18 protein-coding genes and 1 tRNA gene are annotated in these 26,574 nt (G+C 35.5%); 12 read left to right on the top strand and 7 right to left on the bottom strand.

What is annotated here, in order from left to right; translation table 11 throughout:
* Positions 1-69 precede the first annotated feature (69 nt).
* Positions 70-1,059: a porphobilinogen synthase gene (gene hemB, locus AsAng_RS01925; RefSeq protein WP_264791084.1), complete on the top strand. Its 990-nt coding sequence runs from the start codon at positions 70-72 to the stop codon at positions 1,057-1,059.
* Positions 1,060-1,243: 184 nt separating this feature from the next.
* Positions 1,244-1,978 (top strand): hypothetical protein, encoded by a 735-nt coding sequence (locus AsAng_RS01920; protein ID WP_264791083.1) that lies wholly within the window; start codon positions 1,244-1,246, stop codon positions 1,976-1,978.
* 4 nt (positions 1,979-1,982) lie between these two features.
* On the opposite strand, the gene AsAng_RS01915 is transcribed toward AsAng_RS01920, so the two are convergent.
* A complete protein-coding gene (locus AsAng_RS01915) occupies positions 1,983-3,140 on the bottom strand; it encodes a multidrug effflux MFS transporter (protein WP_456062115.1) in 1,158 nt (385 codons plus the stop codon).
* Between the two features lie 730 nt (positions 3,141-3,870).
* On the opposite strand from AsAng_RS01915, the gene AsAng_RS01910 reads away from it, so the two are divergent.
* From AsAng_RS01910 to AsAng_RS01875, 8 genes are all read left to right on the top strand, one after another.
* Positions 3,871-5,058, top strand: coding sequence for a hypothetical protein (locus AsAng_RS01910; protein ID WP_264791081.1), 1,188 nt, complete (start codon positions 3,871-3,873; stop codon positions 5,056-5,058).
* A 42-nt stretch (positions 5,059-5,100) separates the two neighbouring features.
* A complete protein-coding gene (locus AsAng_RS01905; protein ID WP_264791080.1) occupies positions 5,101-7,368 on the top strand; it encodes a hypothetical protein in 2,268 nt (755 codons plus the stop codon).
* A 189-nt stretch (positions 7,369-7,557) separates the two neighbouring features.
* Positions 7,558-8,259 carry a C40 family peptidase gene (locus AsAng_RS01900; protein ID WP_264791079.1) on the top strand — a complete coding sequence of 234 codons (702 nt, stop codon included), beginning with the start codon at positions 7,558-7,560 and terminating at the stop codon, positions 8,257-8,259.
* A gap of 113 nt (positions 8,260-8,372) precedes the next feature.
* Positions 8,373-8,457, top strand: a tRNA-Leu gene (locus AsAng_RS01895).
* A 104-nt stretch (positions 8,458-8,561) separates the two neighbouring features.
* The gene (locus AsAng_RS01890; RefSeq protein ID WP_264791078.1) at positions 8,562-9,992 is read left to right on the top strand and encodes a trigger factor; all 1,431 of its coding nucleotides are present in this window, start codon (positions 8,562-8,564) and stop codon (positions 9,990-9,992) included.
* 851 nt (positions 9,993-10,843) lie between these two features.
* The gene (locus AsAng_RS01885; RefSeq protein ID WP_264791077.1) at positions 10,844-11,182 is read left to right on the top strand and encodes an ArsR/SmtB family transcription factor; all 339 of its coding nucleotides are present in this window, start codon (positions 10,844-10,846) and stop codon (positions 11,180-11,182) included.
* 77 nt (positions 11,183-11,259) lie between these two features.
* The gene (locus AsAng_RS01880; protein ID WP_264791076.1) at positions 11,260-11,568 is read left to right on the top strand and encodes an ArsR/SmtB family transcription factor; all 309 of its coding nucleotides are present in this window, start codon (positions 11,260-11,262) and stop codon (positions 11,566-11,568) included.
* Positions 11,569-11,837: 269 nt separating this feature from the next.
* Positions 11,838-13,202: a cytochrome P450 gene (locus tag AsAng_RS01875; protein ID WP_264791075.1), complete on the top strand. Its 1,365-nt coding sequence runs from the start codon at positions 11,838-11,840 to the stop codon at positions 13,200-13,202.
* Between the two features lie 69 nt (positions 13,203-13,271).
* Here AsAng_RS01875 and AsAng_RS01870 read toward each other — a convergent pair whose 3' ends face one another.
* The 3 genes from AsAng_RS01870 to AsAng_RS01860 all read right to left on the bottom strand — a co-directional run bounded on the left by AsAng_RS01870 (position 13,272) and on the right by AsAng_RS01860 (position 17,710).
* Positions 13,272-15,008, bottom strand: coding sequence for a hypothetical protein (locus AsAng_RS01870; protein WP_264791074.1), 1,737 nt, complete (start codon positions 15,006-15,008; stop codon positions 13,272-13,274).
* Between the two features lie 56 nt (positions 15,009-15,064).
* Complete coding sequence (locus AsAng_RS01865) at positions 15,065-16,351, bottom strand: M20 family metallo-hydrolase (RefSeq protein ID WP_264791073.1); 1,287 nt, start codon at positions 16,349-16,351, stop codon at positions 15,065-15,067.
* A 294-nt stretch (positions 16,352-16,645) separates the two neighbouring features.
* Complete coding sequence (locus tag AsAng_RS01860) at positions 16,646-17,710, bottom strand: WG repeat-containing protein (protein WP_264791072.1); 1,065 nt, start codon at positions 17,708-17,710, stop codon at positions 16,646-16,648.
* A gap of 296 nt (positions 17,711-18,006) precedes the next feature.
* On the opposite strand from AsAng_RS01860, the gene AsAng_RS01855 reads away from it, so the two are divergent.
* Complete coding sequence (locus tag AsAng_RS01855; protein WP_264791071.1) at positions 18,007-18,429, top strand: hypothetical protein; 423 nt, start codon at positions 18,007-18,009, stop codon at positions 18,427-18,429.
* Between the two features lie 189 nt (positions 18,430-18,618).
* Here the strand turns inward: AsAng_RS01855 and AsAng_RS01850 are convergent, their stop codons facing one another.
* The 3 genes from AsAng_RS01850 to AsAng_RS01840 all read right to left on the bottom strand — a co-directional run bounded on the left by AsAng_RS01850 (position 18,619) and on the right by AsAng_RS01840 (position 25,631).
* Complete coding sequence (locus tag AsAng_RS01850; protein ID WP_264791070.1) at positions 18,619-23,667, bottom strand: beta strand repeat-containing protein; 5,049 nt, start codon at positions 23,665-23,667, stop codon at positions 18,619-18,621.
* A gap of 384 nt (positions 23,668-24,051) precedes the next feature.
* A complete protein-coding gene (locus AsAng_RS01845) occupies positions 24,052-24,666 on the bottom strand; it encodes a DUF4476 domain-containing protein (protein ID WP_264791069.1) in 615 nt (204 codons plus the stop codon).
* A 242-nt stretch (positions 24,667-24,908) separates the two neighbouring features.
* Positions 24,909-25,631, bottom strand: a complete 723-nt coding sequence (locus tag AsAng_RS01840; RefSeq protein WP_264791068.1) for a DUF4476 domain-containing protein — start codon at positions 25,629-25,631, stop codon at positions 24,909-24,911.
* Between the two features lie 350 nt (positions 25,632-25,981).
* Between AsAng_RS01840 and AsAng_RS01835 the strand changes: the two genes are divergently transcribed.
* Complete coding sequence (locus AsAng_RS01835; protein ID WP_264791067.1) at positions 25,982-26,467, top strand: hypothetical protein; 486 nt, start codon at positions 25,982-25,984, stop codon at positions 26,465-26,467.
* Positions 26,468-26,574: the final 107 nt, after the last annotated feature.

The following is a 26,574-nucleotide window of genomic DNA, read 5'->3' as shown; positions in this document are numbered from 1 at the left end:
AATAGCTAGAATTAGGTATTATTCTTAATCTAAATAAGTACACGCACTTAAAAATCAGATCAATACATTATGTATATTCGTCCAAGAAGAAATAGAAAGAGCGCTGCGGTTCGCTTTCATGCACAAGAAACACACTTACATGTAGGACAACTTATTTATCCATTGTTTTTGTACGATGGAAAAAACATCAAACAAGAAGTTCCTTCCCTACCTGGCAATTATAGGTGGTCCTTGGATCAATTGATCCCTGAAGTTGAAGCTTGTCTAAAACTGGGTATTACTACTTTTGTGCTATTTCCTGCGGTAGAGGAATCGCTCAAAGACAAAGTTGCGAGCTATAGCTATGCAGAAGATAATTTTTATTTGCATGCTATTTATACCCTCAAGCAGAAATTTCCTGAATGCTGTATTATGACCGATGTTGCCATGGATCCTTATAGCTCGGATGGGCATGATGGTTTTGTATTAAATGGTCAAATCATGAACGATGAAACTTTGCCCATTTTAGCCAAAATGTCGGTGGCACAGGCACAGGCAGGAGCAGACATCTTAGGGCCTTCAGATATGATGGATGGTCGAGTTGGGTTTATGCGAGAAGCCTTGGACGATGCAGGTTATAATAATGTTTCGATTATGTCTTATACCGCAAAATATGCCTCTGCATTTTATGGCCCTTTTAGAGATGCTTTAGACTCTGCTCCCAAAGCAGGCGATAAAAAAACCTATCAGATGAACCCAGCCAACAAGCAGGAAGCCCTGTTGGAAGCACAATTAGACATGCAAGAGGGAGCAGATTATCTAATGGTAAAACCTGCCTTGCCCTATTTGGATATCATTCACCTCCTCAAAGAAAACTGTGATGTCCCTATTGCAGCTTATAATGTTAGTGGAGAATGTGCCATGCTTATTGCTGCTTGTCAAAATGGTTGGTTGGATTTTGAAAAGGCAATGCCTGAGATGTTAATGTCGATCAAACGAGCAGGAGCAGATGTTATTTTGACTTACTTTGCCAAGGCTTATGCCGAAATGCTTGCCCAAGGAAAAGGCTTTAAAGGATAATTAGAACCACTTTAGGTACGAAGTTGCTATGTTTTTAGAAAAGGTCTCAGGAGCTAAAAAACATAGCAACCTTCTTTATAGCTAAGGTTTAACGTTTAATTGAGTTTAGACCTATTTTATTAATTTTGTCTTATACTTAACTATTTGTTATATTTATAGGTATTAAAAACCTAAATGCCTTCAAATGCCTACAAAGTATTCCTTTTTGCTGTTATTGATCTTACTCGCTCATCAATACACTGTTGCCCAAAACACCAATCCATTCAGCTCCTTACGAACTAAATTCCAGCTCGTAGATTTTAATTTGCTCCATGTTTACACTGACGGTCCACAGGAAACAGGCAACTACTCCGCTCAAAGTATCTATCCCTTCAAAGGTAGTCTATTGGAGCCTCAGCTCGTTTTATTATTGGAACAGCATTTGACATTAGATACAGAAGACAAAACCTATTTTGCCAGTTATCGTTATCCCATCACCGAAGCACAAGAAGTCTTAATCCTTAGAGTGTATGACCAAGCTATGCAACAAAATGTTATCTATGGTTTAGTTTACAATCACCAATCTCAACAATTCATACAAACCATAGAGTTGGCAACCGATTATTATGCAGAAGGCGGAAATGGGGCTACCCAAAGTTGGTTAACCCAGCTAGATCAAAATACTAGTAAAGATATTTTGACTCGCACCTATTATGAAACCTATCAAGCGGATAAAGATGATCCAGAAGAATTTAAACGCATTTTTAAGGATCAAGTCTATTTACAAATTTGGGATGTGGCAAATTTTAAGAAAATAACCGTTACAGATTTGGAGCTTAAAAAATGCCTTCAAAAACAATTTCATTACCTTCCTGCTACTGGTATTGTTTTAGATGATGCCACTCAACAAAGCTTAGAGCAGTGGCTAAAAAAACACTAACGAATCAATTTCCTTTGATCGCTCCTATTCTAAAAATTAACAGCCAACTCGCCCCTCCTGAAAGAGCAAACCCATAAATAATAGGGATTAGCGTACCATCGTATTGCAAGCCAATGATTGTTCCAATTCCTACCGCTATAAATGTTGACAGCGAACCAACAATAGCAGAACCAATTCCAGCAATGTGTCCCAAAGGTTCCATCGCCATGCTATTTAAGTTTCCAAATAAAATCCCTATACAAAATAGCGTAGCAACCAAATATCCCATGGTCAACCACAGTGGCATTGTTCCTTCTAAATTGGGTACTAATCCAATAAAAAACAATGCAATTCCGACCAAACCTGTTATAGCCGTTTTGACCATTCGTTGCGTACCGTAGCGCATTACTAATTTCCCATTGACAAAAGAAGCCACTCCTATCGACATGGCTAAAACAGCAAAATAAATGGGGAATTTTGTCCCTAAATTATATTGGTCTTGAAAAACCTGTTGAGCAGAGTTTAAAAAACCAATAAATGCACTAGAAACTAATCCTGCTGTCAAGGTATACCCCAATGCGATTTTATTGGTACAAATTTCAACAATAGAATCCTGTATTCTCTTAAATGAAAAAGGAATTTGTTCTTCGACCGCTAAGGTTTCGTGCATACGAGTAGCAAACCAAATTAAAATTCCCAAAGCCATAAAGCCAATAAAGATAAAAATAGCTTTCCAATCGGCAAGATATAAAATTAGTTGTCCAACTCCTGGTGCTAAGGTAGGAACTAGAATAAAAATCATCATCACAAAGGACATTACTTTTGCCATTTCTCGCCCCTTAAATTGATCTCTTATCATGGCCAAGCTAACCGTCCTTGGGCTCGCTAAGCCAAATCCTTGAATCGTTCTACCAATAATCATGCTCGTCAAACTGGTGGAAAAAATAGAAATTAGACTCCCCAATATAAAAATCAACAAGCCACCATAAAGTGGTGTTTTTCGTCCCGTACTGTCTGAAATGGGGCCATAAATCAACTGACCAAAGGCTAAGCCTAAAAATAAAGAAGAAATCGTCAATTGGTTGTCATTCGGATTCTGAACGCCCAAATCATCTCCAATAATGGATAAAGCTGGCAGCATGGCATCAATAGACAAAGCGGTCAAAGACATCATCATTGCCATCAAAACCACAAATTCTACAAACTGTATTTTTTTGGGTTGAGTTGATTGGACATCCTTAATCTTTTTAGTTGTTTTTTCTTTTGTAGCAACCGCCCTCATAGATCTAATTTTTTCATCTAGAAATTAAGTTTAAAGACTAAGAACAGAACTAAAGCAAATAAAGTTGCAATAGAGGTGATTTTTTATTTTTTAACGATTCATTTAGGTTAACTACGCTGATTATTTGACAATTCCTGTAAAATTTTGACACAGCAACTTTTTTTATCATTGGATGATTCTAATTGAAAAAAGAAGCTGAATAGCTACTTAAAATCCTCTATACAGTTTACAATATCCTTTTGGGCTATCAAAATACAAACCTTATTACGGAACAGCCTTCTCCCCGATTTTGTGGTTCTATGTCATCGTTTAGAAGCAATCTCACTAAACAAATATAAATACAACTTATTTTTTATTTCAAACTATTAATAAAAGCTACATACACGATCTTAGATTTTAAACAGAAAAACTTTTTTTTGTAAAAAAAAAAATATATTATTGTATACCCGAATACTATGTTTTATGGGGTTTTCAGCTCTTTTTTTCTAAAAAAAGGAAAGTAAAACTCCCTTAAACTACAACAAATCAAACAACCCAATTTCTTCTCGCCAATTCCTAATAGAATTACGTAAGATAGCTTGTCTATAACAAGCTATAATTTTTATATAAAACTAAACAAGTCACTAAATTTATGAGAAAATCTAAAATTGCTAACCTGTTTGACTGGAAATCCTTTGAAGCCGCTCAAGCAAAGTTAGCCGAAAACCCTAAAGATAAAGCTGCTACTAAAACCTTTGCTGCTGAACAAAAAAAACTAAAAGCATTTAAAACAAGTGTCACTAAAGATTTGAAACTTGGTTTAGCAGAGCTCAAAGCTCCCCTAGTAAAAGGCGAAACAAAGGCTACAATCCCCTATTACCTGTATTTAGATTATTTTGGCAAAGAAGCAAAAGGAGAAAGTCTTTTAATCCTAGGAACCCAACCCAATATCAAAAAAGGATTTGTTGCTGCCGCTAAGACTGGCGACAAAGTAAATATCTCTTTTGGTATCGCACAACTGGATAACAATGGTATACTTCAGTTTATCCCAACTAAAAATGGGATGCAAGTAAAACCTAAACCCGTTGTAGACTCTCTAAAAAAAGCCCCCATTTCAAAAAGTGAACCAGGCTTTTGGTCCAAACGCAAAGTCAGTAATGTAATTATTGCCCCTGAAAAAGAGGAACAGCAATCACAACAAGCACCTTCATCTACCGACCAATTTATTGGAGATGAAAGCAAAGTAGATGAAAAGGTATCCTATACCGAAAAAGGAACTGGATCTGAGATTTACGACCAATTCAAATCTTTTGTTAATAGAGACTACAGCCAAAGCAAAGGAACTCGTAATGCTGAATATTATCAAGCAGCACTTCGCCAAGTTGACGAATGGGTGAAAGCCTTGCAAGACGAGTTTAAAACCAAGCGTGATCCTTCCCTAAAAAAACGATACAGTACCATGGGGAAAAATATGCTTGCTTTCAAAAAACAACTACAAAAAGAAATTAAAGCAGATAAGGCTCAACTTGTTAATGAAGATGCATCTTTGAGCACCATCAAAAATTCATTTGATCAAACGCTTTCGGACTATGAAAAAGCGAAAGATGACTATGGGCGTTCAATCGTAGAAGCCAAATTGAGACGAATTTTATCTGAATTAGAGCAAAAAATTAATGGCGACAGCAACCAGCAAGAAGCTATTGCACTCAAAACAAGCTTGGAAAAGGCACTTTCAACGGCTTTAAAGTCAACAAAAGAAAATCCTAAGGCCAAAAAAGAGGCAGATGATCTTCTTGTAGAAATGGAAGCGCTCTTTCAAGCATTCTCTAGTTCTAACTAAGCGAATTTAGTAGAACAATTCAATCAAATAAAATAAAAAACGATGCGATTATATATTGGAATACTGCTTTTTATCTTTATAACGAGCAACAATCTATGGTCCACCCAAAATATAAATCAAATGGCTTTATCGGCAAAACAAAACGATATTCTAGCTCAATTAATTGACAAAAAGATACAATTAGAGCAACTATTAACAGCTAATAACTTTACCTTATCCGCAAAACAACTAGCCCTATTAGAACAAATTGAAACGCTAATTGCAGATAACTCTACAGAAAGTGTTGATGGCGTAACTGGTGTAACGGGCATTGCTGAAATAAAAAAAGGGGCTTTTATAAAAGCCGCACTCAGTTTTCACAAAAAATTGATGGGACTAAAGGATGCTTTAGGTACCAAACAACTAGACACTTATACTGTAAATACCAATGTTCTAATTTTTGAACTAAATAAAATACAGTTGTACACTCCTTTAGGAAAACATATTATGGATTCTATGCTAAAGAAAGTGGCCAGCGCAAAAACTGTTCAGGACGTTGTTAAAATATTTAGTGATATTGTACAAGATGATTGTGGTAGTCGTACTTTTCTAAAGAATCATTATGCCACTCATCAAAAAATCTATAAACTTAAAGAAGATCTAGAAGAGGAACAACTAGAGGCGATCTATAAAAAAGATTTATTATCTGATTTTGGGAAATTAGAAAGTCTAGTTTATAGTATAGAGAAATCGATTAATGATCCAAACTATGGTCCCAACAAAGAAAAGATAAAAGAAATACAAGAAAAATTCGAAAAATTCGATTCGGTCTATACCAAGTGGTACAACACCTGTATTTCGCAAGTAGGAAACATCAAACCTAAACTGGCTGAAAAAACACTTCCCAAGGACATCTTGATTATAACAATCAATCAGTTTAAGAAAATATGGGGAAATGCTCAACCTCAGTTGACAGAAAAAATAACCAATGGAATTATTAATGCTTTAACAAAGGATACGGTAAGTATTACCGATTGTGCTGATGCCATGAACACCGCACTTACACAAGAGGATTATAGGAGAACCATTGGTATGCTTCCTATGTTTATAAATTGGCAAAAAAACCAAACCTTACCTAACTTTGATGCCTTGATTGGCAAAGCATCTCTTGAAGGAAAAGACAGCCTTGAAAACGCTTTTCTTCAAAAGCACATCGATTGGTACAAGTCTGTATTTAGTGCGGTTGATAGCGTAAAATTCAATAGCCAAACTAGGTTTTACAAAGCAAAGGTACTCGACAGCCTAAAAGCTTCTTTTTCTGGCGAACATCGTGCGTTCTTATTGCCAGTTATCGAAAGTCATTTTAACACCTTATCACCAATTGCTCCTTTAGAGCATTATATTAAAGTTTGGAAAGAAGCCCTTAATCAAATTGTTATCAAGGGAACGGAATTGGACCTTCAATATAAAAAGCTCAGCAAACTGTATAAGAAGGACAACAAGCAATTTGAAACGGTTATTAATACCATTAAACTTCCTGATGAGCAAGAAATTCACAGGGCTTTTGATGCGAAAAACCGCTACATCTATGTACCGCCAAAGTTAGCAAATGGCGAAAAAATACGGGTCTTAATTCATCTAAATGATAATACAAAGCTAACGGCTTATGTTACTACTCAGATTAAGGCTTCAGGAAATAAAGCTTATGCTATTCCTGTAGGTGTTTCTCTTGATAGTATTGAGAATGGCTATAGAAATTATGAGTTCTCTAACAGTCCTATTGCGCCACAAAATGAGTCTAATTCGGGAGATCAATGGGTTACTCCTTTTGAATTTAACATCAATTTCAAAAAAGACAAAGGTTCTACAACAACAGGTACAGAAGTTACCCACGAAAACAACAGTAGTACCACCAATGAACACGGGTCGTCTAGCAGCCATACAGGGAGTATTAATGTTATTACAGGAGGATCTATTTCTGTAACAGAAAGTATTGGTGTCCTAAGTTCTACGCAGGAGGCTAGTCTTCATGTTGATGCAGGTTATGCTTATACAAAAGAAACCTCTAGTTCAAATGCCTTTACAACAGGTTCTTCTGAGAGCAAAATGGACAAAGATGAGCAAACCGTCAACAAAGGAATCGATATGGGTTCTTTTAATGTTAGATTGACACTCATTTCTGATTACATCCCACCAGCACAGCCAGGAAATAATGCGACAATAGATTTATCTGTTAATGTAACCGATCATAGTCCCAAATGGTCTAAAGGTTTCCAAATTACTTCGATTATGCCTGAAGCGCATAAAGGAATACCTGCAACCAAAAAATAGGTTTGTAAAAATACTAGAACAAAGGGGGAAATCCCCTTTGTTCTTTTTTTTCCCCAATTCTCTCCCATTCCATCTTTGAATACGATTTTAATGATTTTGACTTTTTCCCAAGGTCATTGCTATACTCGGCTGATTATTGAATCGTCTAATTTTGTATTCTTTTCATTCGCTACACTAAACAGTATTCTTATGCAAAAAACAAGCTATGGACAGGCTAGACTATCGATTATCCCTATACGTGCACAAGCCAGCCACAACAGTGAAATGGTTAGTCAATTGTTGTACAATGAAACTTATACCATCTTGGAAGAGCAAAAAGAATGGCTCTTTATAGAGTGTTTGCACGATGGTTATCAAGGCTGGATGGCAAGAAATCAGGCCAATTACATTTCTCAAGAGATCTTTGATACCCCATTTAAACGTTACAATTCGTCTTTGATTGAGTGGGATGCCCAACTCCAACAACATCTCTATATGGGAAGTCCTTTTTATGATTTAGCACCATCTTTAGCCCCTCCTATCGAACGAATTTGCCGTGCAGCACAAGAATTTGTTAATAGTCCCTATTTGTGGGGTGGTCGTACTGCTGCGGGAATTGACTGTTCGGGTTTAATGCAAGTAGCGTTTAGAATGGGTAATATATTGCTTCCTCGGGATGCTTCTCAACAAGTCAACATTGGAAAAAAAATTGAGTGGGGAGCGCACAAAAAAGGAGATCTTGCTTTTTTTTCAAATAAAAATCAAAAAATTACTCATGTTGGGTTAATTTTAGACCCCAATACGGTGCTACATGCCTCTGCTTGGGTACGCATAGATTTTTTAGAAAAAAGAGGGATTTTTCACAAAAATGAGCACACACACAATTTAACTACCATAAAAAGAATATTATAAAAAGCTATAAACAAGGAACTTAAAAAAAACCTTGAAAAAAAAATATAATTTTCTTCTCAAAAAATTTGCGTATATCAACTATTAGTGTGTATATTTGCATCGCATTTAATAGAGCGGGTGTGGTGAAATTGGTAGACACGCTAGACTTAGGATCTAGTGCCGCAAGGTGTGTGGGTTCGAGTCCCTCCACCCGCACCAACAAAATACGCAAGGAAAGTGCAAGTTGCCGAATCGCTGAACCAGCACCATGATTCTCAGCTTGCACTTTTACTTTTTATCAAATCAAATTTAACAATCAAGTTATGCCAACAATAACGCATGAGAATGTTGATGAGCTAAATGCTATCGTAACGATTGAGCTTTCTCAAGACGATTACTTGCCTAAAGTTAATACTAAATTAAAAGAATATCGCCAAAAAGCACAAATCAAAGGTTTCCGCCCAGGAAAAGTGCCAATGGGGATGATCAAACGCAAATTTGGTACAGGTCTTTTAGTAGAAGAAGTAAATGGGGCAATTGGTGAAAACTTAAATCAATACTTCAAAGAGAACGACCTTAGAATCTTAGGGCAACCTTTGGCAATTGAAGACAAGAATCTTAAATTAAGCATTAACAAACCTGCTGATTATACGTTTAAGTTTGAATTGGGCTTGGCTCCTAATTTTGATATTCAAGGTGTTTCTAGCGATAATCAACTTCCTTTCTATGACCTTAGTGTTAGCGATGAAGAGGTTAGCTTAGAAATTGAAAATGTACGCAAAAAGTACAGCAATGGTTTCCAAGAGGGCATCACTGAGGTTCAAGACGAAGATATGTTGGCGATTAGCTTGCAAGAATTGGATGAAAACGGTGCTATCAAAGAAGGTGGTGTTACTAAAGAAGAAACTTTTTTGGCTTTAAGAGATGTTAAAAACGAAAGCTTAAAAGAAGACTTGTTAAGTGCTACCGTTAGCGATTCTTTTGACATCAATATTTATACTATTGAGGACAAAGATGAAGCTTATATCCGCAAGCATGTTTTAGGACTTGAAGAAGATCAAACTGTAAACGAAACATTCCGTTTGACCATCAAAGAAATCAAACGTGTCAAAAAAGCAGATCTAAACGAAGAGTTCTTCAAGCAGTTGTTTCCTAATGAGGAAATCGATTCGGAAGAAAGCTTTAGAGAAAAGGTAAAATCAGAAATTTACAAAGGGTACAAACAAAGCTCATTGAATCACTTTAGCAATTTGGTATTTGACTTCTTGTTAGAGCAAAATCAACTTGATTTACCACTTGAGTTCCTAAAAAAATGGCTTAAGCAAACCAACGAAGAAATTACGGATGATTTCTTTGAAAGCAAAGATTTTGATGCCTTTATTAAGAATACCAACTGGTCTTTGATTCGTGACAAACTCGCTGAACAATATCAAGTTAATGTAGAGTATAAGGATGTAGAAGATATGACTCGTGGTGAAATCCTAAGATACTTCAATTACCAAATTCCTCCTTATGGTGAGATGATGGATAATATGTTGCAAAAAATTCTTTCTGATCAAAAAGAAGTAAATCGTCGTTTTGATATGTTGATGGACGAAAGAATTTTGGAAAAAACTGCTGAAGATATGGGTAAAGATATGAAAGCAGTAAGCAAAGAAGAGTTTGAAGAAATTCTAAAAACATACCAAGAAAGCAAAAATCCTCCAGCAGTAGAAGAAACTGTTGAAGAAGCTGAAACTGTTACAGAAGAATAATTTCTTTTGTCTTAAATAATAAATAGATAAGAGCATTTAATTTTGATAATTAAATGCTCTTTTTTTTTGCCGTTTTGCCTTAGCTTCTCCCCTTCCTCAAAAACACTACAACAAAGCTAACAAAGGCACTCAGAAGCAATAATTTTATCTCCTAGTTGATCAAAAATAATCTATTCAACAACTTTTATAAAAAGTTTACGTAATAATATAATAAACTTTATATAATCTTATTTTGTTATTATTGAGTACTTTTCCTTAATTAATAAAGGTCTATATTTTATGATATAAAATAACTTTATACATTTATTTGACTGCAATACAGTACTTATAAAGATATTTTTTCAAAAAAAACAAACATAATTTTTATACTTAGTAGATATTTTTTCATATCTTGCGTCTTCAAATATATATTGTACTAATTGAGACAATTATAATATTTACTTTTTATATAATACATCTTTAGTTTAATCGTCCTAAATTACACTTATTAACTATTGAAACAATTAATAAAAGTTATTTTTTGAGCATTTGAATTGATAGTAAGCCTTCCTCAAGATCCCCAAATAATTATGCTTGCTAGGTCTATTAAATGACCAAAATTTATTATATCTTTTAAGAATTAGGTATATGCGCTCTAATAAACTTTATACACACACTCACCCAAATTGCAATAAACGCTACTATTTATCCATTTCTGGAGGTAGCAAATTTGCCCCTTAAAAACATTCCCACTAGTGTCTAAAAAAAGAGTTTTTTTTATATAAAAACACATTATTTACTTTATCATACTAAATAAGTAGATATTTGTTTTAGTTGTTAATTTTTTATTAAATACGTAACCTTATTATTGTATGGCAAAATCAAAAATGGAGGTTTTTACCCTCAAGAATGGTAAACAAGAAATCAAACTTATTTACCCAGAACTACGCAAAGTTGTACTTATACTACGTGCAATTGGACATGACTTACGCAAAAAGATTATTGATCTTTTACGTGAGAATGAAACAATGAATGTAACAGATATTTATGTAAAATTGCGCATTGAACAATCTGTGGCATCTCAGCACTTAGCTATTTTACGAAAAGCAGGAATCGTCTTAACTAAACGCAATGGTAAATTTATTTACTATACCTTAAACAATGCTAGATTAGCTGAAGTTTCCGTTTTAGTTGAGCAATTGGCTGCTTAATCAGAACACGTCCCGAGTTTTTAAGTCTCATTATCAAAAACATTTTTTAACTATTATCAAAACAACGTCCCCTTAACATGGAATTACAAACAGTTATCATAGACGAAGATAAGCTGGAATATGCAGCTGAGGTTATGCGTGCACTAACACATGACTTAAGATTACAAATACTTTCTTTTATTGACAAAAATAAAAACATTAACGTCAATAAAATTTATAATACGCTTGGTTTAGAGCAATCTATCACGTCTCAACATTTACGTATTTTACGCCTAGCTAATATTGTTACGCATGAACGCAAAGGAAAACAAATTTTTTATGGTGTCAACTATGACTATATTAATAGAATAGTAGGCGATATTAGTGTTTTTCTTTCTAAAATTTAGACTATTTTAATAAGTTCATATATTAGCAGTAGACTCGGTCTACTGCTTTTTTTTTGCGCTTTTTTCCCCTACTCTCCTATCTTTTTTTTATTCCTCTCTTTCAATAATCACCCGTTCACAATTTCTAAAACAAATTTAAAATCTGTTCTTCCCTTGTTAAAATAAATGTTTTTTGCTTTAGACGAAAAAAAATAATATATTTACTAGATAATATGCTTTTAAAGCAAATATTCTTACAAATTTACACTACTTCAAAAGACAGAAAAAACATGCAAACGACAAATGAAGCTAAAATAATTCCTAAAGCAAAAGCTAAAGACCCGCTCATCAAGAATACAAGGGTGATGCTTTCCAATACACTTGACTTTTTTACCTCCATGAGAAAACAATATGGCGATATTTATAATGCCAATGTAATTGGCTCTAATTTGGTCATTGTTTCTCGCCCCAGTATGATCCAAAAAATTCTGGTTTCAGAAATCAGTAAATTTCCCAAAAGCAAAAATTACGAAACCTTTAAGCTATCTGTAGGCAATGGTTTGGTAACCAATGAAGGAGAATCGTGGAAACGTCAACGAAAAATTGCTCAACCTGCATTCTACAAAGAAAGTATTGCTAATTTATTTGACATACTCTGTAAGGTTAGCCAAGATCATCTCCAAAATTGGAAAGGGCAGCAAAAAATTAATGCGGTTGAAAACATGTTGGCAACAACCCTTGATATGGTTGTCCAAAGTCTATTTGGTGAGTCTATAGATATGGATTATGATCGTTTAAGTAAAGCTTTTATTACCGAAAACCAATTTTTAAGCGATCAGGTAATGAATCCGTTTTCGCTTCCTATCTGGATTCCTACTGCGTCAGCAAGACGCTATAAAAAAGCTCGTAGCACAACCAGTGAACTCGTTGAAACAATCATTAACAAACGAAAAGAAAAAGATGCTACGCCCAAAAATGACTTATTGGGAATGCTTATGTCTTCTAGATATAGCGATACAGGTGAGGGAATGAGCAATCAACAACTAAAGGATGAGGTCGTCTCCATTTTGTTTGCAGGACACGAAGCAACAGCCAATTCAATGAGCTGGGCACTTTATCTATTGGCTAAATATCCTGAACACCTGAAGAAAGTAAAAGAAGAAGTTCAAAGAGTTACTCAAGGACAACCCCTAAAATTAGAGCATCTCAGTCAGATGGTTTATACCCAGCAAGTTATTGATGAATCCATGCGTCTATATCCTTCTGCTTGGGCACTCAGCCGAACTGTTCATCAAGATACTGACCTAGAGGGTTATACCATCAAGAAAAACAGCCTTATTTTTCTTGATTTCTATAATATGTATCGAGACGAAGCCATCTGGGAACATCCTAATGATTTTATTCCTGAACGTTTTCAACCTGAGCTAAAAAAACAAATGCATAAATGTTCCTTTGTTCCTTTTGGTGCAGGACAACGCATGTGCATCGGTTATCAATTTGCTTTTATGGAAATGAAAATCTTATTGGCTGACATTGTATCCAATTATGATTTTGTACTAGATCCAGATGCTCCAGAAGTAGAGGTTGAACCACTGACCACACTAAAACCAAAAGATGGTGTTTGGATAAGTGTAACGCCGCTCGATAAAGCTTAAAACAAGATTTTTTCTATAAAAAGCAGCTAAAAGTGAGTCACTTATTTAGCTGCTTTTTATTTTACAGTGTTATACCGTCTTTAGAGCCATTTCTTGAAAGATAAGCCCATTCTCGGCTAAATACTTACGAAGATCCGCCAATTTTGCGGTCGCAAGTTCTATATTCTGATGCGCAACTGCAATCATTCCCCAACGCTCAGGAACAGAAGCAATAGTATCTGTATAATAACCTGATTCCTCAAAAGATTTAACTGCTTCATTCAATACAGGTACCGTACAATTTTTACTTGGCTTAAATACTCTAGTAACCCCATAAAGTGGCGTCTCTGTCGTTAAATTTTGTTCTTTTATGGTTTTTTCTAAAAATGCTCGTAAGCACTCTGCTCCATTAAAGGAAATATTAGGGTCTTGAATACCTATAATTTTTTCATTTCCCAAAAAACCTCCAATCGTACCAATTGCAAAATCAAGCCCAGCAATTGTCAAGCCTAGTTTATTATTACCAAAAGCTTTCCGAACGTCCTCCATACAAGTAACAATAGTTTGATAATGCTCTATTGAAACTCCAAATTTTTCAGCGGTCGCTTCATCAAAAAAAATGTTGCCTTTCCACGAAGTACCTTCTGTAAATTGCAAGGTCACCCCTGTAGCAACTTCTCCCCATCGAATATGTGCAGAGGGACTTACTTTCAAGCTTTCTCCATTTAAATCAACCTTATCATAATTAAAATAAGGCTCTAAAATATAGGCATCTCCATGTTTATAAGCATCTTTAGCCAATGCTCTAAGTTGATCTACATCGCTTAGGTCTACGCCTAATACAATTCGTGCTCCATCACCAGAATCAGAAGCTTTAAAACAACCTAAAGTTAGTCCATAACGAACTTGTAACATAGTAGCAGCATCCAATAGCTGTTGTATAAAAGTAGCTACCTCCTTATTTTCTCTAACAATTGTATATCCTGGCAAAGCGGGATACACACAGCCAAGCTGTTTGCGAAGTAAGGAGTACTTGGCTTCTTCTTCTAGTATTTTCTGAGCAGACCACCCCTTTATTGAATTGCTAAGATTGATAGCATCTTCAACCGTAGGAAAAAGAACGCTTTTTTTATTCCAATCTCTTGCCACTTCAGGACTGTTTGCATCCATTAATAAATGATCTATTCCTGCAAGACGCTTAAGCCAAATTAAAAATATTTGCATCTCTTTTTCTAAAGCATATAACCGAATTACTGCATTGGGGTTTGCTTGGATAAAAGCTACAATTTGGTCAATTTCTTGGCTTGAAGATGAGAGGTGTTGTTCGGCTAGGACTAGCAATGCATGTGATATATAATAATAATCTACCACTGGAATTTTTATACTTTTTGCCTTTCCCAAACTTGCAGATGCTTGCCAAGGTTCAATACGACCAACAACTAGGTCTCCTTCCCCTGCAAGATAAACAGAACGAGCTTCTTTATAAGAGGTATAATCCATTGGCGGAACCTCTTTAATCACCTTATCCAAATCGCCATCAAATGTCTTGAGGTCAGGCGTTGTACTATGAATAACAACGGATGCACCAACTGCTTCCAATGACGGCACAGGGAGTAGTTCCTGATTAGCTACATCGAGTAGTTGATCCATGCCTATCCCCAATAATTTCTGACAAAGTGTTTCTATTTCCTTTTCTTCCAATACCAATGGTCCAGTATAAAATTCTTTCCATTCATGCACTGTACCGTTAACATCTGTTATTTTCCAGTAGTAAGGTAATCCTGTTTTTGAATTGAGTTGATCTGTTATAACTTTTTCTTTTATCATTTAAGCCTCTTTTGTATAAGAATACGTCTTGAATCTAAACCTATTCTAAATTGTAATTATGAGTTTATTGTTGTTTGTAAAATGGGTTGCTTCTGATAAGAAGCTATTAATTGAGCCACAAAGCAATCGCTTACACACACACCATCCTTAATATGCTCAAAAGCGACAAATTCATCGGGATGATGACTAATCCCATCTTTACATTGTATAAATAACATGCTAACAGGCATTATTGGGGAAAGCGCTACTGCATCATGCCCTGCACCACTTGTTAGACGGACAAGTTTGGGCATACCAACTTCTAACACTGCTTCTTCTAATAATTTATATAAATAAGGGTCAAAAAACACTGCTTCATTTTGTTGCAAAACAGTCCATTTAAAATCAATTTTCCTTTTTTCGCAGAAATTGGCAGTAATTCCCTCTAGTTCTTCTAATGCTAAATACATTCCCTGATTATTGGGGCTTCTTAGATCTAAAGAGCAGTGAACTTCATTAGGGATTACATTAGATACATTAGGTTCCACAGTTAGTTTTCCTACAGTTGCCGTTATTTCTTGATCCGATAATTTTGAATAATTTTCAACTGCTGTAATAAAATCAGCGGCGGCACATAAAGCATCTTGACGGGCATCCATTGGAGTAGTTCCTGCATGACCTGCCTTGCCTATAAATCGAAGATCTACTCTCGTTTGAGCAGCAATAGATGTAACAACCCCAACAGAAATCGTTTCATTTTCCAGTACTGGACCTTGCTCTATATGAACTTCATAGTATCCTAGACATTCATCTGAGGATAAACTTTCTTCTTGGATTTTTTGAACGTCACCACCTTTTTCTTGAATAACTTCCGCCAAGCTAATTCCTGCATCATCTCGCAAATCTAACCATGATTCCTGAAAAGTATTACTTAGAGCACTGCTTCCCAAATAAGTTGTTGTAAACCGTACCCCTTCTTCATCACAAAACCCAACAACCTCAATATTAAAAGGGCGATATTTATGCGTTTTCCCCAATTCCTCTACAACATCTAGTGCAATTAATAAACCTAATGGACCATCATATTTTCCTGCATTTTTAACAGTGTCTAGATGCGATCCCATAACAAAAACTTTATTTGAATTATTAGTAGCAGGCAACCGCCCTCGTACATTTCCAATAGTATCTATCGTTGTTTTTAATCCTGCTGCTTGCATCCATTCAACAACAAGTTGGTTGGCTCGATCTAAAGCTTGGGATCCATACGTTCTTACTAGGTTATTCGGTTCTTCACTAACATGGGCTAAGATTTCAATTCTTTCCGCAATGCGTTTTACTCTTTGGATTAGTTTCTGATTAGGCATTAGTTGTTTGATTTAATAAAAAATACAAGTATTCCTATCAAACAAATTTGCTAGGAATACTTGAGCTTAAATTAAATTTTTTACAAAAACAAACAAATAATTTATATATTTTCTTGTTTAATTTATGATGCTTTTTTAAATACTATACTGCATATATCCTATATAAAAAACTACTTAAGATCATTATTCCCCCTTAAATAAACTGAAAATCAATAAGCTTAAGCAATGCACATCAATAAATCGAGCAAACCAACGAGTAGTTAGAACGATCGTTGGTATATTTTATTCTAAAGACTAATTTACCTTTACCATTTTGCGAATGCCTTCAAATTGAGGTTCAATCACCCACTTTCCTTTCATATCAATAAATCCCCAAAGGTCGTTTTCTTTAGCTGGTATAAATCCACTACTCACCTTCCCTACACCTTGCAATTGAGGTTTAATCACCCAATTTCCATCAGGACCAAAAAAGCCAAATTTTTTGTCTTTTCTTCCTTTTGCTAAACCATCTACAAAATCTCCATATACCTCTGTTTCAATATTCAGTTTTAGCTTTTTGCCATCTTTATTAATGTAGCCCCAGCCATCTTTGTCTTTTACACGAGCCAAACCAGCAACAGGATCAAAATTCTTAACGGCATCAAATTGAGGTTTAATTACCCAATTTCCTTTCTTATCAATATACCCAAACTGGTCATCTGTATTTCTAGCCCATGCTACACCAGCTACAAATCGCCCTACAGCTATATATTTTGCTTTAATCACAGCCTCTCCCTCTCCATTGACAAACCCCATCAATTTATTTTTTGCTCTATAGGCAACCATCCCCTCAGAAGGGCGTTTAATCTCTACAATATCTTTAACATTAACAGCTGTTTCTTTCCCAGATGGATCTAAAATAAAAAACTTGTTTTTGATAATTGCAAAAGCAAGACCATCCTTAAAACCAGATACATTGTCATACTTCATTTCTATAGCCAACTTCCCTTCTTTATTGAGAAATCCCCAGCCCTTTCGTTCACGAATAGGAGCTAAACCATCATTAAAAGCTAACACCGTACCAGCTCCAAAACCAAACGAAAATTCTTTTAGATAGAATTTTTTATAGCCTGTTTTTAGTTCTTTTCCTTTGGTGTCAATAAACATGAACTTTCTATTTTCATTAACAACAGCATAACCTTCTTCATTAAAAGGAAAACAAGTTCTGTACTGTGCCTTAATGACCATTTTGCCTTTCTCATCAATATAGCCCCACTCTTTAGAGTCTTTAGGTCTAGCCATTGCCAGATAATCTTGTGCAACAAGATCACTTCCCATCAAGAGACTGCATAAAAAACCAAATAACATTCTTTTTTTCATGATTCAATTAAGTTTAGATAAAATTTATAAAAATAAATCACAGGTTTAGCATTAAAAAAATGCCAACGCTGGATTGTACAATTCTAAAAGAACTACTAAATTAGTAGTTTTTATTTATTTATTATATTTTTTAATACGCTGCTAATTCAACTACATTGCTTGGTTAGCTAGTGCGCTAGTGCTTATGAGCTTCCTGAGGTCAATTTGTTCTCACTCGTGAGCTCGGTTATACGTAATTTCTAGCAGAGTAATGATTTTGATACAATGAATTAAAAACTTCCCTAAAATCATTCTATATGAACAAAGTATTAGGACGAACACTTTTACTAACCTTTATTTCTATTGTAATTTTATGCATCTTTCGATATTTTAAAGCAGGCAGCACTGAAAAAGAACTTATTTTTATAATTCTTTTTTTGGCGCTTTTATCCGCTATTCCCATCATTTTAGGTTACATTTTGAATTATTCAACCCTAGAATCTTCCAATAATTTTCTAATTTTTTTCAAAACAGCCTTATTAATTTTTAATGGCTTGCTAATCAGTGGAACAACAATCCTTAGTGTTCTTATTTTACTAGAAGACTCCATCTCCGTAGTAGGTTTTCCTTTTATCATTTCAGGCTGCTATACCTATTACGAGAGCATTAAAATTTATAGCGTGGCTAAAGTATCTTCCCCTGCTTCTAATCAAGATATTTTAGACGACGATTTTATATAAGCTCCTTTCCTAGGATTTGAACTAAAAATAACGCCCATTTCCAACAAACAGAGCTGATGTTTTCTTAAGGCATTATAGCCTTAAAAGGTTCCATCATTGTATAAAAAAGCCATTCTTAACCTAGATCAAGAATGGCTTTGTAGAATATGGAGGACTGCTTATACAAGCATTCCTATTCATAAAATAGTACTAGTCCATTTTTTCTTTTTTCTCCTTAGCGGGAAGCTCTTCCGTTCCTTTCTTATCCTTACTAAGTTTTCCTTTCTTTCCTTTGACCCCTAATTTGGCATCTTTAGGACTCTCTTTGGGATCTTCTCCCTTAGGATTCTCTTCGGAAGTATTCATTTTAGTTTTTCCTTTGCTCCCTCCATCTTCGCCTTCTGCGCCTGAACCTGTATTATTAGCCCCTCCACCCTGTTGGTTGGTATTGGTTGTTCCTCCACCTGTTGGATCAAGCGGTGTATGTACAATAACAGTATTAGCCGTTGCAGTACCTCTACTATTTTTGGCCGTTATAACAATGGTATTACTTCCTTTTGTTAAAACAACATTATTGGCTTCAAAAGCAGTTCCATTCAATACAAAATTAGTTAAGACTTGCCCATTTACCGCAAAGGTGACATCGTTCGCATTAGCGACGTTTTGTAGGCTCGCTCTTATGATTGTATTAGGAGCTGGAGTTGACCAAGGGTTTGCATTTGGCAAAGTAATAACTACTGTAGGAAGTGGAACCAAAGGCGTGTAAATAACCGTTGTTGTGGCACTCACCTGCCCAGAAGCATTGCTTCCTCTAATAACAAAGGTGTTACTCCCTGGATTTAAGCTGATATTATTCGCAACAAATGACGTTCCACTAAAAGAAAAATTAGTAGAGGGTTGTCCATTTATAACAAAGGAAACATTATTTTTAGTCGCAACATGCCTAATTGTCGCCAAGATATTCACTTTATTAATTTGTGTATTAAATGGATTCTGATTCGGCGATGTAATCACAACCGATGGCTCTTGTATAGGCGCTCTGTAAATTACAACAGTAGAAGCCGTTGCTTGCCCTGCTCCATTGGTTCCTGTAATCACAAAAGTATTATTGCCAGAATTAAGTGCGATTCCATTTGCTACAAAAGCAGTCCCAGTCAGACTAAAGTTGGTATTGCTCTGTCCATTAACCGTAAACTGTACTTTTCCCTTGTTGGCAACATTAAGTACATTTGCAGTAATATTCACTCTGTTACTTTGCGTATTAAAAGGATTTTGGTTCGGCGAAGTAATCACTACAGTTGGCTTCTTTTGTGGCAATTTATACACTACAATCATTGTTTTTGTATCTTGCCCAGCAGCATTACGCCCTGTAATAACCAATGTATTGTTGCCTACATTTAATGGTAAGTTGTCTGCTTTAAAGCTTGTTCCACTAAATGTAAAATTATAATTCAGTTGTCCATTTACAGTAAATACTACATTATTCTTACCGATTACATTTAAAATCGTTGCTGCAATATTCGTTCTATTTGCCAATGTTGTAAAGGGGCTTTGAACAGGATTTGTAAACTTTACAAGTGGTCTTTCTACTGGTTTGGTATAGATTACAACGGTAGATTTTGTATCCTGCCCTGAAGCATTTCTCCCAGTTATTGTAAATGTATTATTCCCTTCTTTCAAAACAATATTCCCTGCTAATAATTCGCTTCCTGAAAAACTAAAACCTGTATTAGCTTGCCCATTTACAGTAAAAGTAATATCATTTCTACTCGCTACATTTGTAAGGGTGGCTTTGATATTTACTTTACTAATCTGGGTATTAAAAGGATTTTGATTGGGCGATGTAATGGTCACAGTAGGTGCTGGTTTGGGGCGATTAAAAATAACCGCTGTAGATTTAGCGTCTTGTCCTGCTGTGTTTTTCCCCGTTACCGTTAACGTATTTTGTCCCTTTTTGAGTCCAATATTTTGAGCGGTCAAAATGCCATTAGAAAAGCTAAAATTGTTTGTATTTTGTCCATTTACAGTCAATATAACCCCACTTTTAGCACTTACATTACTAATCGTTGCAGACAAGTTAACCGTTCCTGCTTGCGTGGTTAATGGATTTTGATTCGGCGAAGTAATCGTTACAACAGGAGGCAATGCAGGACGATAAATAACGACCGTTGTTGCCGTTGCTTGACCAGTTTCATTCTGACCACTAATAACAAAAGTGTTGTTGCCTGTATTCAAGCGAATATTATTGGCAGAAAAACTTGTCCCTGAAAAGCTAAAGTTGCTGTTATTTTGTCCATTTACACTAAAAGAAACATCATTTCTAGTACTTACATTTTTAATCGTTGCCAAAATATTGATGCTTGCATTTTGTACCGTCAATGGATTTTGACTAGGCGATGTAATTACGACCGATGGTTCTTGTACTGGCTCTTTGTAAATAACAATGGTTGTCTTCGTATCCTGTCCTGAAGCATTACGTCCTGTAATACTTATGGTATTGTTGCCAGCTTTTAAAAGAATATTGCTAGCAGAAAAATTGGTTCCAGCAAAATTAAAGTTACTTAAAGCAACTCCATTGACCGTTAAAACAACATCATTTCTAGTCGCTACATTCAATATAGTAGCCAAAATGCTAAATCGAGCGCTTGGCGTTGTATAAGGATTTTGTGTTGGCTCTGTAATGGTTACAACTGGTCGAGGCAATTGGACAACAGGCTGATAGATAATCAAAGTAGACTTTGTATCCTGCCCTGCTCCATTACGCCCCGTAATGGTTATCGTATTGTTTCCTTTTTGCAGGTTTAAATTAGCCAGTGTAAAATTCGTTCCTGAAAAACTAAAATTAGTATTCACACGACCATTTACAGTACAAGTCACATTGTTGCGTCCTGTTACGTTATTAATCGTTGCTGAAACCGTTTCTTTAGCCGACTGAGTGGTATAAGGGTTGGTTCTAGGTGCTACAATCGAAACTTCTGGAGGACGCTCAACAACTACTGGACGGTAAAAAATAACCGTACTTTTAGTATCCTGTCCTGCTTGGTTACGCCCTGTTATAGTGATGGTATTATTCCCTTCTCCTAAATTGATCGCATTTAAACTAAAACTATTATTAGAAAAGGTAAACGAAGTATTCGTTCGACCATTCACTGTACAAGTTACATCGTTTCTACTCGTTACATTGGTAATCGTCGCATTTACCTGCTCCGTTTGATTGGGTGAAGCATAAGGATTGGTTCTAGGGTAAGTAATTGTTACCGTAGGTTTTTGTACTATTTTTTGATAGACAATAGCCGTTGTCTTAGTGTCTTGCCCATCTTGGTTGCGTCCTGTAATTGTAATCGTATTATTACCTTGAACAAGATTTAGTGTTGCAGAAAAACTAGTTCCCGAAAAACTAAAGTTATTGCTACTACGCCCATTTACAGTATAACTGATATTGCTCGCTCCTACTACATTTAGAATCGTTGCCGTAATGGTAGTAGAAGTAGCAGTAGTAGTATAAGGATTTTGTGTTGGTCGAGTAATGGTTACAACAGGAGGTGTTTTTTCTTGTTGATAAATAATCACGGTAGATTTTGAATCTTGTCCTCTCCTATTGCGTCCTGTGATCGTTAAGGTATTACTACCTTTTACCAAAGGAATATTGTTTGCACTAAATGATCTCCCTGAAAAACTAAAATTAGTAGAATTCCGCCCATTTATACTAAACGTTATATCATTTCTTCCTGATACATTTAGAATCGTAGCCCCTAGATTAATCGTTGAAGCATTGGTAGTATAAGGATTAGAACTAGGTCTAATAATCGTTACAATTGGCAAAGGTTCTTCCTTTTGATAATTGACAATAAGCGTTTTGCTATCGCTGCCATCTTTATTGGTTCCTTGTATGGTAATGGTATTTTGTCCTGGTACTAAATTTACGTTATTCGCTTGAAAAGAAGTCCCCGAAAAACCAAATGGATGTCCAGTATTTCCGTTTACATTAAAGACAACATTACGCTTATCCGTAACATGCAACAATTGAGCAGAAATATTAATGGTTGGATTCGTTACATTGGTAGCATTGGCTCCTGGATAGGTAATGGTTACGACGGGAGGCTGTGCTACATGCTGATTTCTTTTAGGTTTATAAATAACAACAATTGCTTGACCGCTTGTTCCGCAGCCATTTTTTGCCTTAAGGACAATGTGGTTTTCTCCTTCCTGTAAGGGTAAATTACTCTTAAAATCATCCGTTGATTCATCATAGCTAAATCTAAAAGATTGCTGACCATTTACAGTATACGTAATTTGTTTTTGATTAACATTGCTAATAGCTGCCTTGACAAAAACAGTAGGATTACTCGTTGTATAAGTAGAACCATTGGAAGTTGGCAGTTCAAATTGAACATCAGGACAGGATATTTTCCCTCTGCTTAACATCACTCTCCAATGAAGCATAAATGAGGTATAATGATGAACTGAACTGTTTAATGCTTTTCCATTATCAACTTTAACCCCTTCAAAATTATCTTGAAGTGTAAACGTTGCTCTATGACCTATTCCCAAGGCAAAATAAGGGGTAAACCAGTAGCCTAATTCAATTCCAACAGATGGCATAAAACCCAACTTAAAAAGGTTGTCATCAAAACGATCTAAACCAAATGCGCTAGTTTCATAGGTATCATCTCTCAAACTGAGTATATCTCTACAGATTGCGTCATCTGTTTGTGTTTGGTCAATGCTTTCATAGTCATAATCAAGCCCTAAAGCATCTTTTTGATCAAATGTAGTTCCATAAATCCCTAGACCTACCCCACCATAAAGCGATAACCAAACGTTGGTTTTTCGTCTCAATTCTTCAAAATTAACCCGTAATTCTAGCGATAAATCATGAAATACCGTTCGATAATTATGCGCAAAAGCTTTCGTTGTAGGGTCATAATTAAATGCAGGAGGTGCAAAAATTGAATTCCCCAATAATTCATCTTTGTGGTTTTGCCCATAAGTATAAGTATTGAGGTATCGAAAACGCAAATCTGCCGAAAAAAATGAATTGGGCTTATTATAAATACTAGGTCCCATATAAAAGCCCCAGCCTCCGCCTGGACGTGCTTTTACATCGCTATCTTGCCATGCTCCACCAGCATTAAGACCAAATATCCAATAAGCTCCACCATTTCCCATTCGACTTTCACCGCCTACTTGTGCAGTAGTTGGGTTTGCCCAAGACAAACAAAGTCCGAGCATAAAGAATAGGTAAAATAATGATTTCATAATGTAAAATTTATTTTATAAAATTTAAGTGTCTGTTCTACGATCATAAGCAAAGCGCACTAACTAATCAACGGAATATTAATGCAAATGATAAGCGATTAATAACCAAATCTTAGCATTTCTCTAGACATTCACTTCGTTAAATTGAGGCATTGGTTTTAGGTTCTACTACTCTTAATGAATTCCAACACAAACGAACATACTGTTTTAAATTCTATATCTAAAACATCCGTTGACCAAAGGTACAAACTAGAGGATAGAAAGCATTGAATTAAGACATAATTCCCCCATAAAACAAAGTATTTTTTGTTTTATATAAGCCTTCTAACGTTCAAGAAAATAAGTGGTATAATTGTTTTTGGAAGTTATTTTGTTACAGTGTATTTAGTGTCCTATGAGAAAATTTTGCAAGTGCAATACACAAGCACTGTTAGAGAAACAGCTATATAATTCGTGGTAATTATAGGGGTCACAGGCATTGGGATAAGCCTCTTCTGCAAGCATTAGCATAACACTTTCATTGCTAAATAAATTTAAGATGTCATGAATTTGGTGCGTAGTTAACCAGTGGTTATTGACATAACTTAAGGCAACATCTAGGCGAACAGCAGAATTTCTTTCATAACTTAATTCGTGTAGCCAATGATGAAACAAATCGGATTGAACAGGAGCATGTATATAATGGTGCTGCCCATTTATACCAGTAGTGTGGTCTCCACAATGAGCGTTGTTTCCCGTTCCATGATGCTGATGCCCATGATCATTATTGTAATGATGCCCTGCATGGTGATTCGTATTGGGACTATTGTTGCCTCTATTAGAATTAGGTCTTAAATTTCCATCAACGTTGTTTCCTCTATTTAGAGTTGCCATGGAAGTAAATTGAGGAGTGCTATTAGCGTGACCATAGCTATTATTATAATCCCCTCCTCCTCGCTGTGCAGATGCCATTACTGTAGTTAAAATAAAAAATGTCAGTGTAAACGTAATTTCTTTCATAATATTGTGTGTTTTGTGGTTCTATCTAACTACTTATATTGAAAAAGCGTGCCAAAGTAGTATCTAATGGAACTATTTCTAGAAAAATAACGTTTGCTGATTTTTTTGTCTTTTAGACTGCCTTTTGCCTAGCATTGAGACTAGAAAAATACAAGATGTGCTTAGGAATAATTGGCAATAAAAAATGGTTTTAGAAGCCTGAGATACTCCTAAAACCATTGTTCTTTTGGGGACTGTTTTTTTTACCAACGATAATCACGAATATAACAATCCAATTCACGACGACTAGAGTTAAAATCTAAGTAGTCAAATACAATTCCATAGTTTTGAACATCGCAAGTTCTATGAAATGCATATTTTGCAAACGCTAGTCGAGTACTTTCAAAGCTAAACATTCTCATAATATCTGCGATTTGATATGAACTAACATAGTTATAGCGAACAAAACGTTTAGCAGCTCTTAATCGATCTCTATCATATCCACAACTTCTGATCGAATAACAACCTGCATTAAAATCAGCTACACAAACAGGTCTCCAACCATAATTGTGATTGGTATAGCTACAATATCCATTGTAATGGTGTCCATGATAATTAACTGTCACTACGTGGTTGTGGTGACCATGCCCATGGTGGTGGTTATTGTGATGCCCATGATGATGATTGTGGTTATTATTATGATGTCCATGATGACTGTTATGGTGATTATGGTGGTGTCCATTTCCACGCCCTCTTCTAGCTGTTCCATAACTTCCTGGGCGGCTACTGCCATCACGACCGTAACTAGATGTTCCACCTCTATGGGTACTTCCTAGATTTGGATTTGTATTTAAATTGGAGTTTCCTCTCAAAGAAGAATTATTAGAACCTGAATTTGAATTACTATTAAGTCCTCCACCTCGTTGTGCAGAAAGTGCAACTGTAGTTCCTATGATAAGTGCGATGATTAATGTTAGATTTTTCATATTTTTTAGTTTTGAGGTGTGTCAAAATTATTGCATATAAATAGATTAGTAGTGTTGGTTAGAATCAATCCTATACCATTTACGTTTACAAAAGCGTGCCAATTTGCTCAAAAAAAAAACTTTAAGACAAAAAGCATCTGTTAAAATCTGAGGAACACAGGTCTATTACTCACATAAACAACTAACTTTCAACGCCGAACAAAACTTATATATAGATATAGGGTCGTATGCCAATAAACTTTGGTACTTAAGTAGCTTTATTTTCCTATCACAAGGCAAAAACAATTATCTTTAATCCATCATCACTCTGCTCATTACTCCACAAATTATCAACTAATAAATTATAAAAAATGAAAGCATCATCCATCCTTTTTCTTTTATTGATGGCAACAATGAGTTTGGGACAAACCGTCGCTAAACCTAATGCCCAATTATTAGATACGGCTATTGACCAATATCTAAAAGAGATGAATCGTCACTTCGGCATCACTCCCACTCAGTTTATCATTGAAACTACCGACAAAACAAACTATCAAGCCATCAAAAAGAAAGTAGGCAATACCGCTATTGTTGTTAAAACAAAAAAAGAATTGCAAGATTATAGTCGCCAAAAAGTAGGCGAAGCAATCGGCTTTTTTGTCATTGATGTTGAAAAAACAGGCGATAAATATACCGTTGATATTATGGACGATGGTATCCAATGTACGCTGCAAGATGGCAACCCAAACTTTAGTTATGATTCTGTTGGTATAGGACGAGCTTGTATACTAACCTTTGATGGCAACTTTGTTTTTGAGCATATTGATTGCTTACTCTTACCGTCAGATCCCAAGTAATTTTTTTTGTACCACTACCTTAACAGTAATAAAACAGAGCAAAAGCTCTTGTAAGTAATTTAAGCCAACTCTAAAAATATTGAAGAGTTTGGCTTTTCTTTTTTGTT

Origin of the sequence: Aureispira anguillae, from assembly GCF_026000115.1 — a bacterium.
Lineage (GTDB): Bacteria > Bacteroidota > Bacteroidia > Chitinophagales > Saprospiraceae > Aureispira > Aureispira anguillae.
This window is presented reverse-complemented; position numbering and strand designations above follow the sequence as displayed.

Excerpts from the sequence above, each read along its gene's own strand:
- hemB (WP_264791084.1), top strand. The coding sequence starts at position 70 with ATGTATATTCGTCCAAGAAGAAATAGAAAGAGCGCTGCGGTTCGCTTT.
- AsAng_RS01870 (WP_264791074.1), bottom strand. The coding sequence starts at position 15,008 with ATGATAAAAGAAAAAGTTATAACAGATCAACTCAATTCAAAAACAGGA.
- AsAng_RS01905 (WP_264791080.1), top strand. The coding sequence starts at position 5,101 with ATGCGATTATATATTGGAATACTGCTTTTTATCTTTATAACGAGCAAC.
- AsAng_RS01915 (WP_456062115.1), bottom strand. The coding sequence starts at position 3,140 with ATGGCAATGATGATGTCTTTGACCGCTTTGTCTATTGATGCCATGCTG.
- AsAng_RS01890 (WP_264791078.1), top strand. The coding sequence starts at position 8,562 with ATGCCAACAATAACGCATGAGAATGTTGATGAGCTAAATGCTATCGTA.
- AsAng_RS01865 (WP_264791073.1), bottom strand. The coding sequence starts at position 16,351 with ATGCCTAATCAGAAACTAATCCAAAGAGTAAAACGCATTGCGGAAAGA.
- AsAng_RS01845 (WP_264791069.1), bottom strand. The coding sequence starts at position 24,666 with ATGAAAGAAATTACGTTTACACTGACATTTTTTATTTTAACTACAGTA.
- AsAng_RS01855 (WP_264791071.1), top strand. The coding sequence starts at position 18,007 with ATGAACAAAGTATTAGGACGAACACTTTTACTAACCTTTATTTCTATT.
- AsAng_RS01885 (WP_264791077.1), top strand. The coding sequence starts at position 10,844 with ATGGCAAAATCAAAAATGGAGGTTTTTACCCTCAAGAATGGTAAACAA.
- AsAng_RS01875 (WP_264791075.1), top strand. The coding sequence starts at position 11,838 with ATGCAAACGACAAATGAAGCTAAAATAATTCCTAAAGCAAAAGCTAAA.
- AsAng_RS01850 (WP_264791070.1), bottom strand. The coding sequence starts at position 23,667 with ATGAAATCATTATTTTACCTATTCTTTATGCTCGGACTTTGTTTGTCT.
- AsAng_RS01910 (WP_264791081.1), top strand. The coding sequence starts at position 3,871 with ATGAGAAAATCTAAAATTGCTAACCTGTTTGACTGGAAATCCTTTGAA.
- AsAng_RS01860 (WP_264791072.1), bottom strand. The coding sequence starts at position 17,710 with ATGAAAAAAAGAATGTTATTTGGTTTTTTATGCAGTCTCTTGATGGGA.
- AsAng_RS01840 (WP_264791068.1), bottom strand. The coding sequence starts at position 25,631 with ATGAAAAATCTAACATTAATCATCGCACTTATCATAGGAACTACAGTT.
- AsAng_RS01880 (WP_264791076.1), top strand. The coding sequence starts at position 11,260 with ATGGAATTACAAACAGTTATCATAGACGAAGATAAGCTGGAATATGCA.
- AsAng_RS01900 (WP_264791079.1), top strand. The coding sequence starts at position 7,558 with ATGCAAAAAACAAGCTATGGACAGGCTAGACTATCGATTATCCCTATA.
- AsAng_RS01835 (WP_264791067.1), top strand. The coding sequence starts at position 25,982 with ATGAAAGCATCATCCATCCTTTTTCTTTTATTGATGGCAACAATGAGT.
- AsAng_RS01920 (WP_264791083.1), top strand. The coding sequence starts at position 1,244 with ATGCCTACAAAGTATTCCTTTTTGCTGTTATTGATCTTACTCGCTCAT.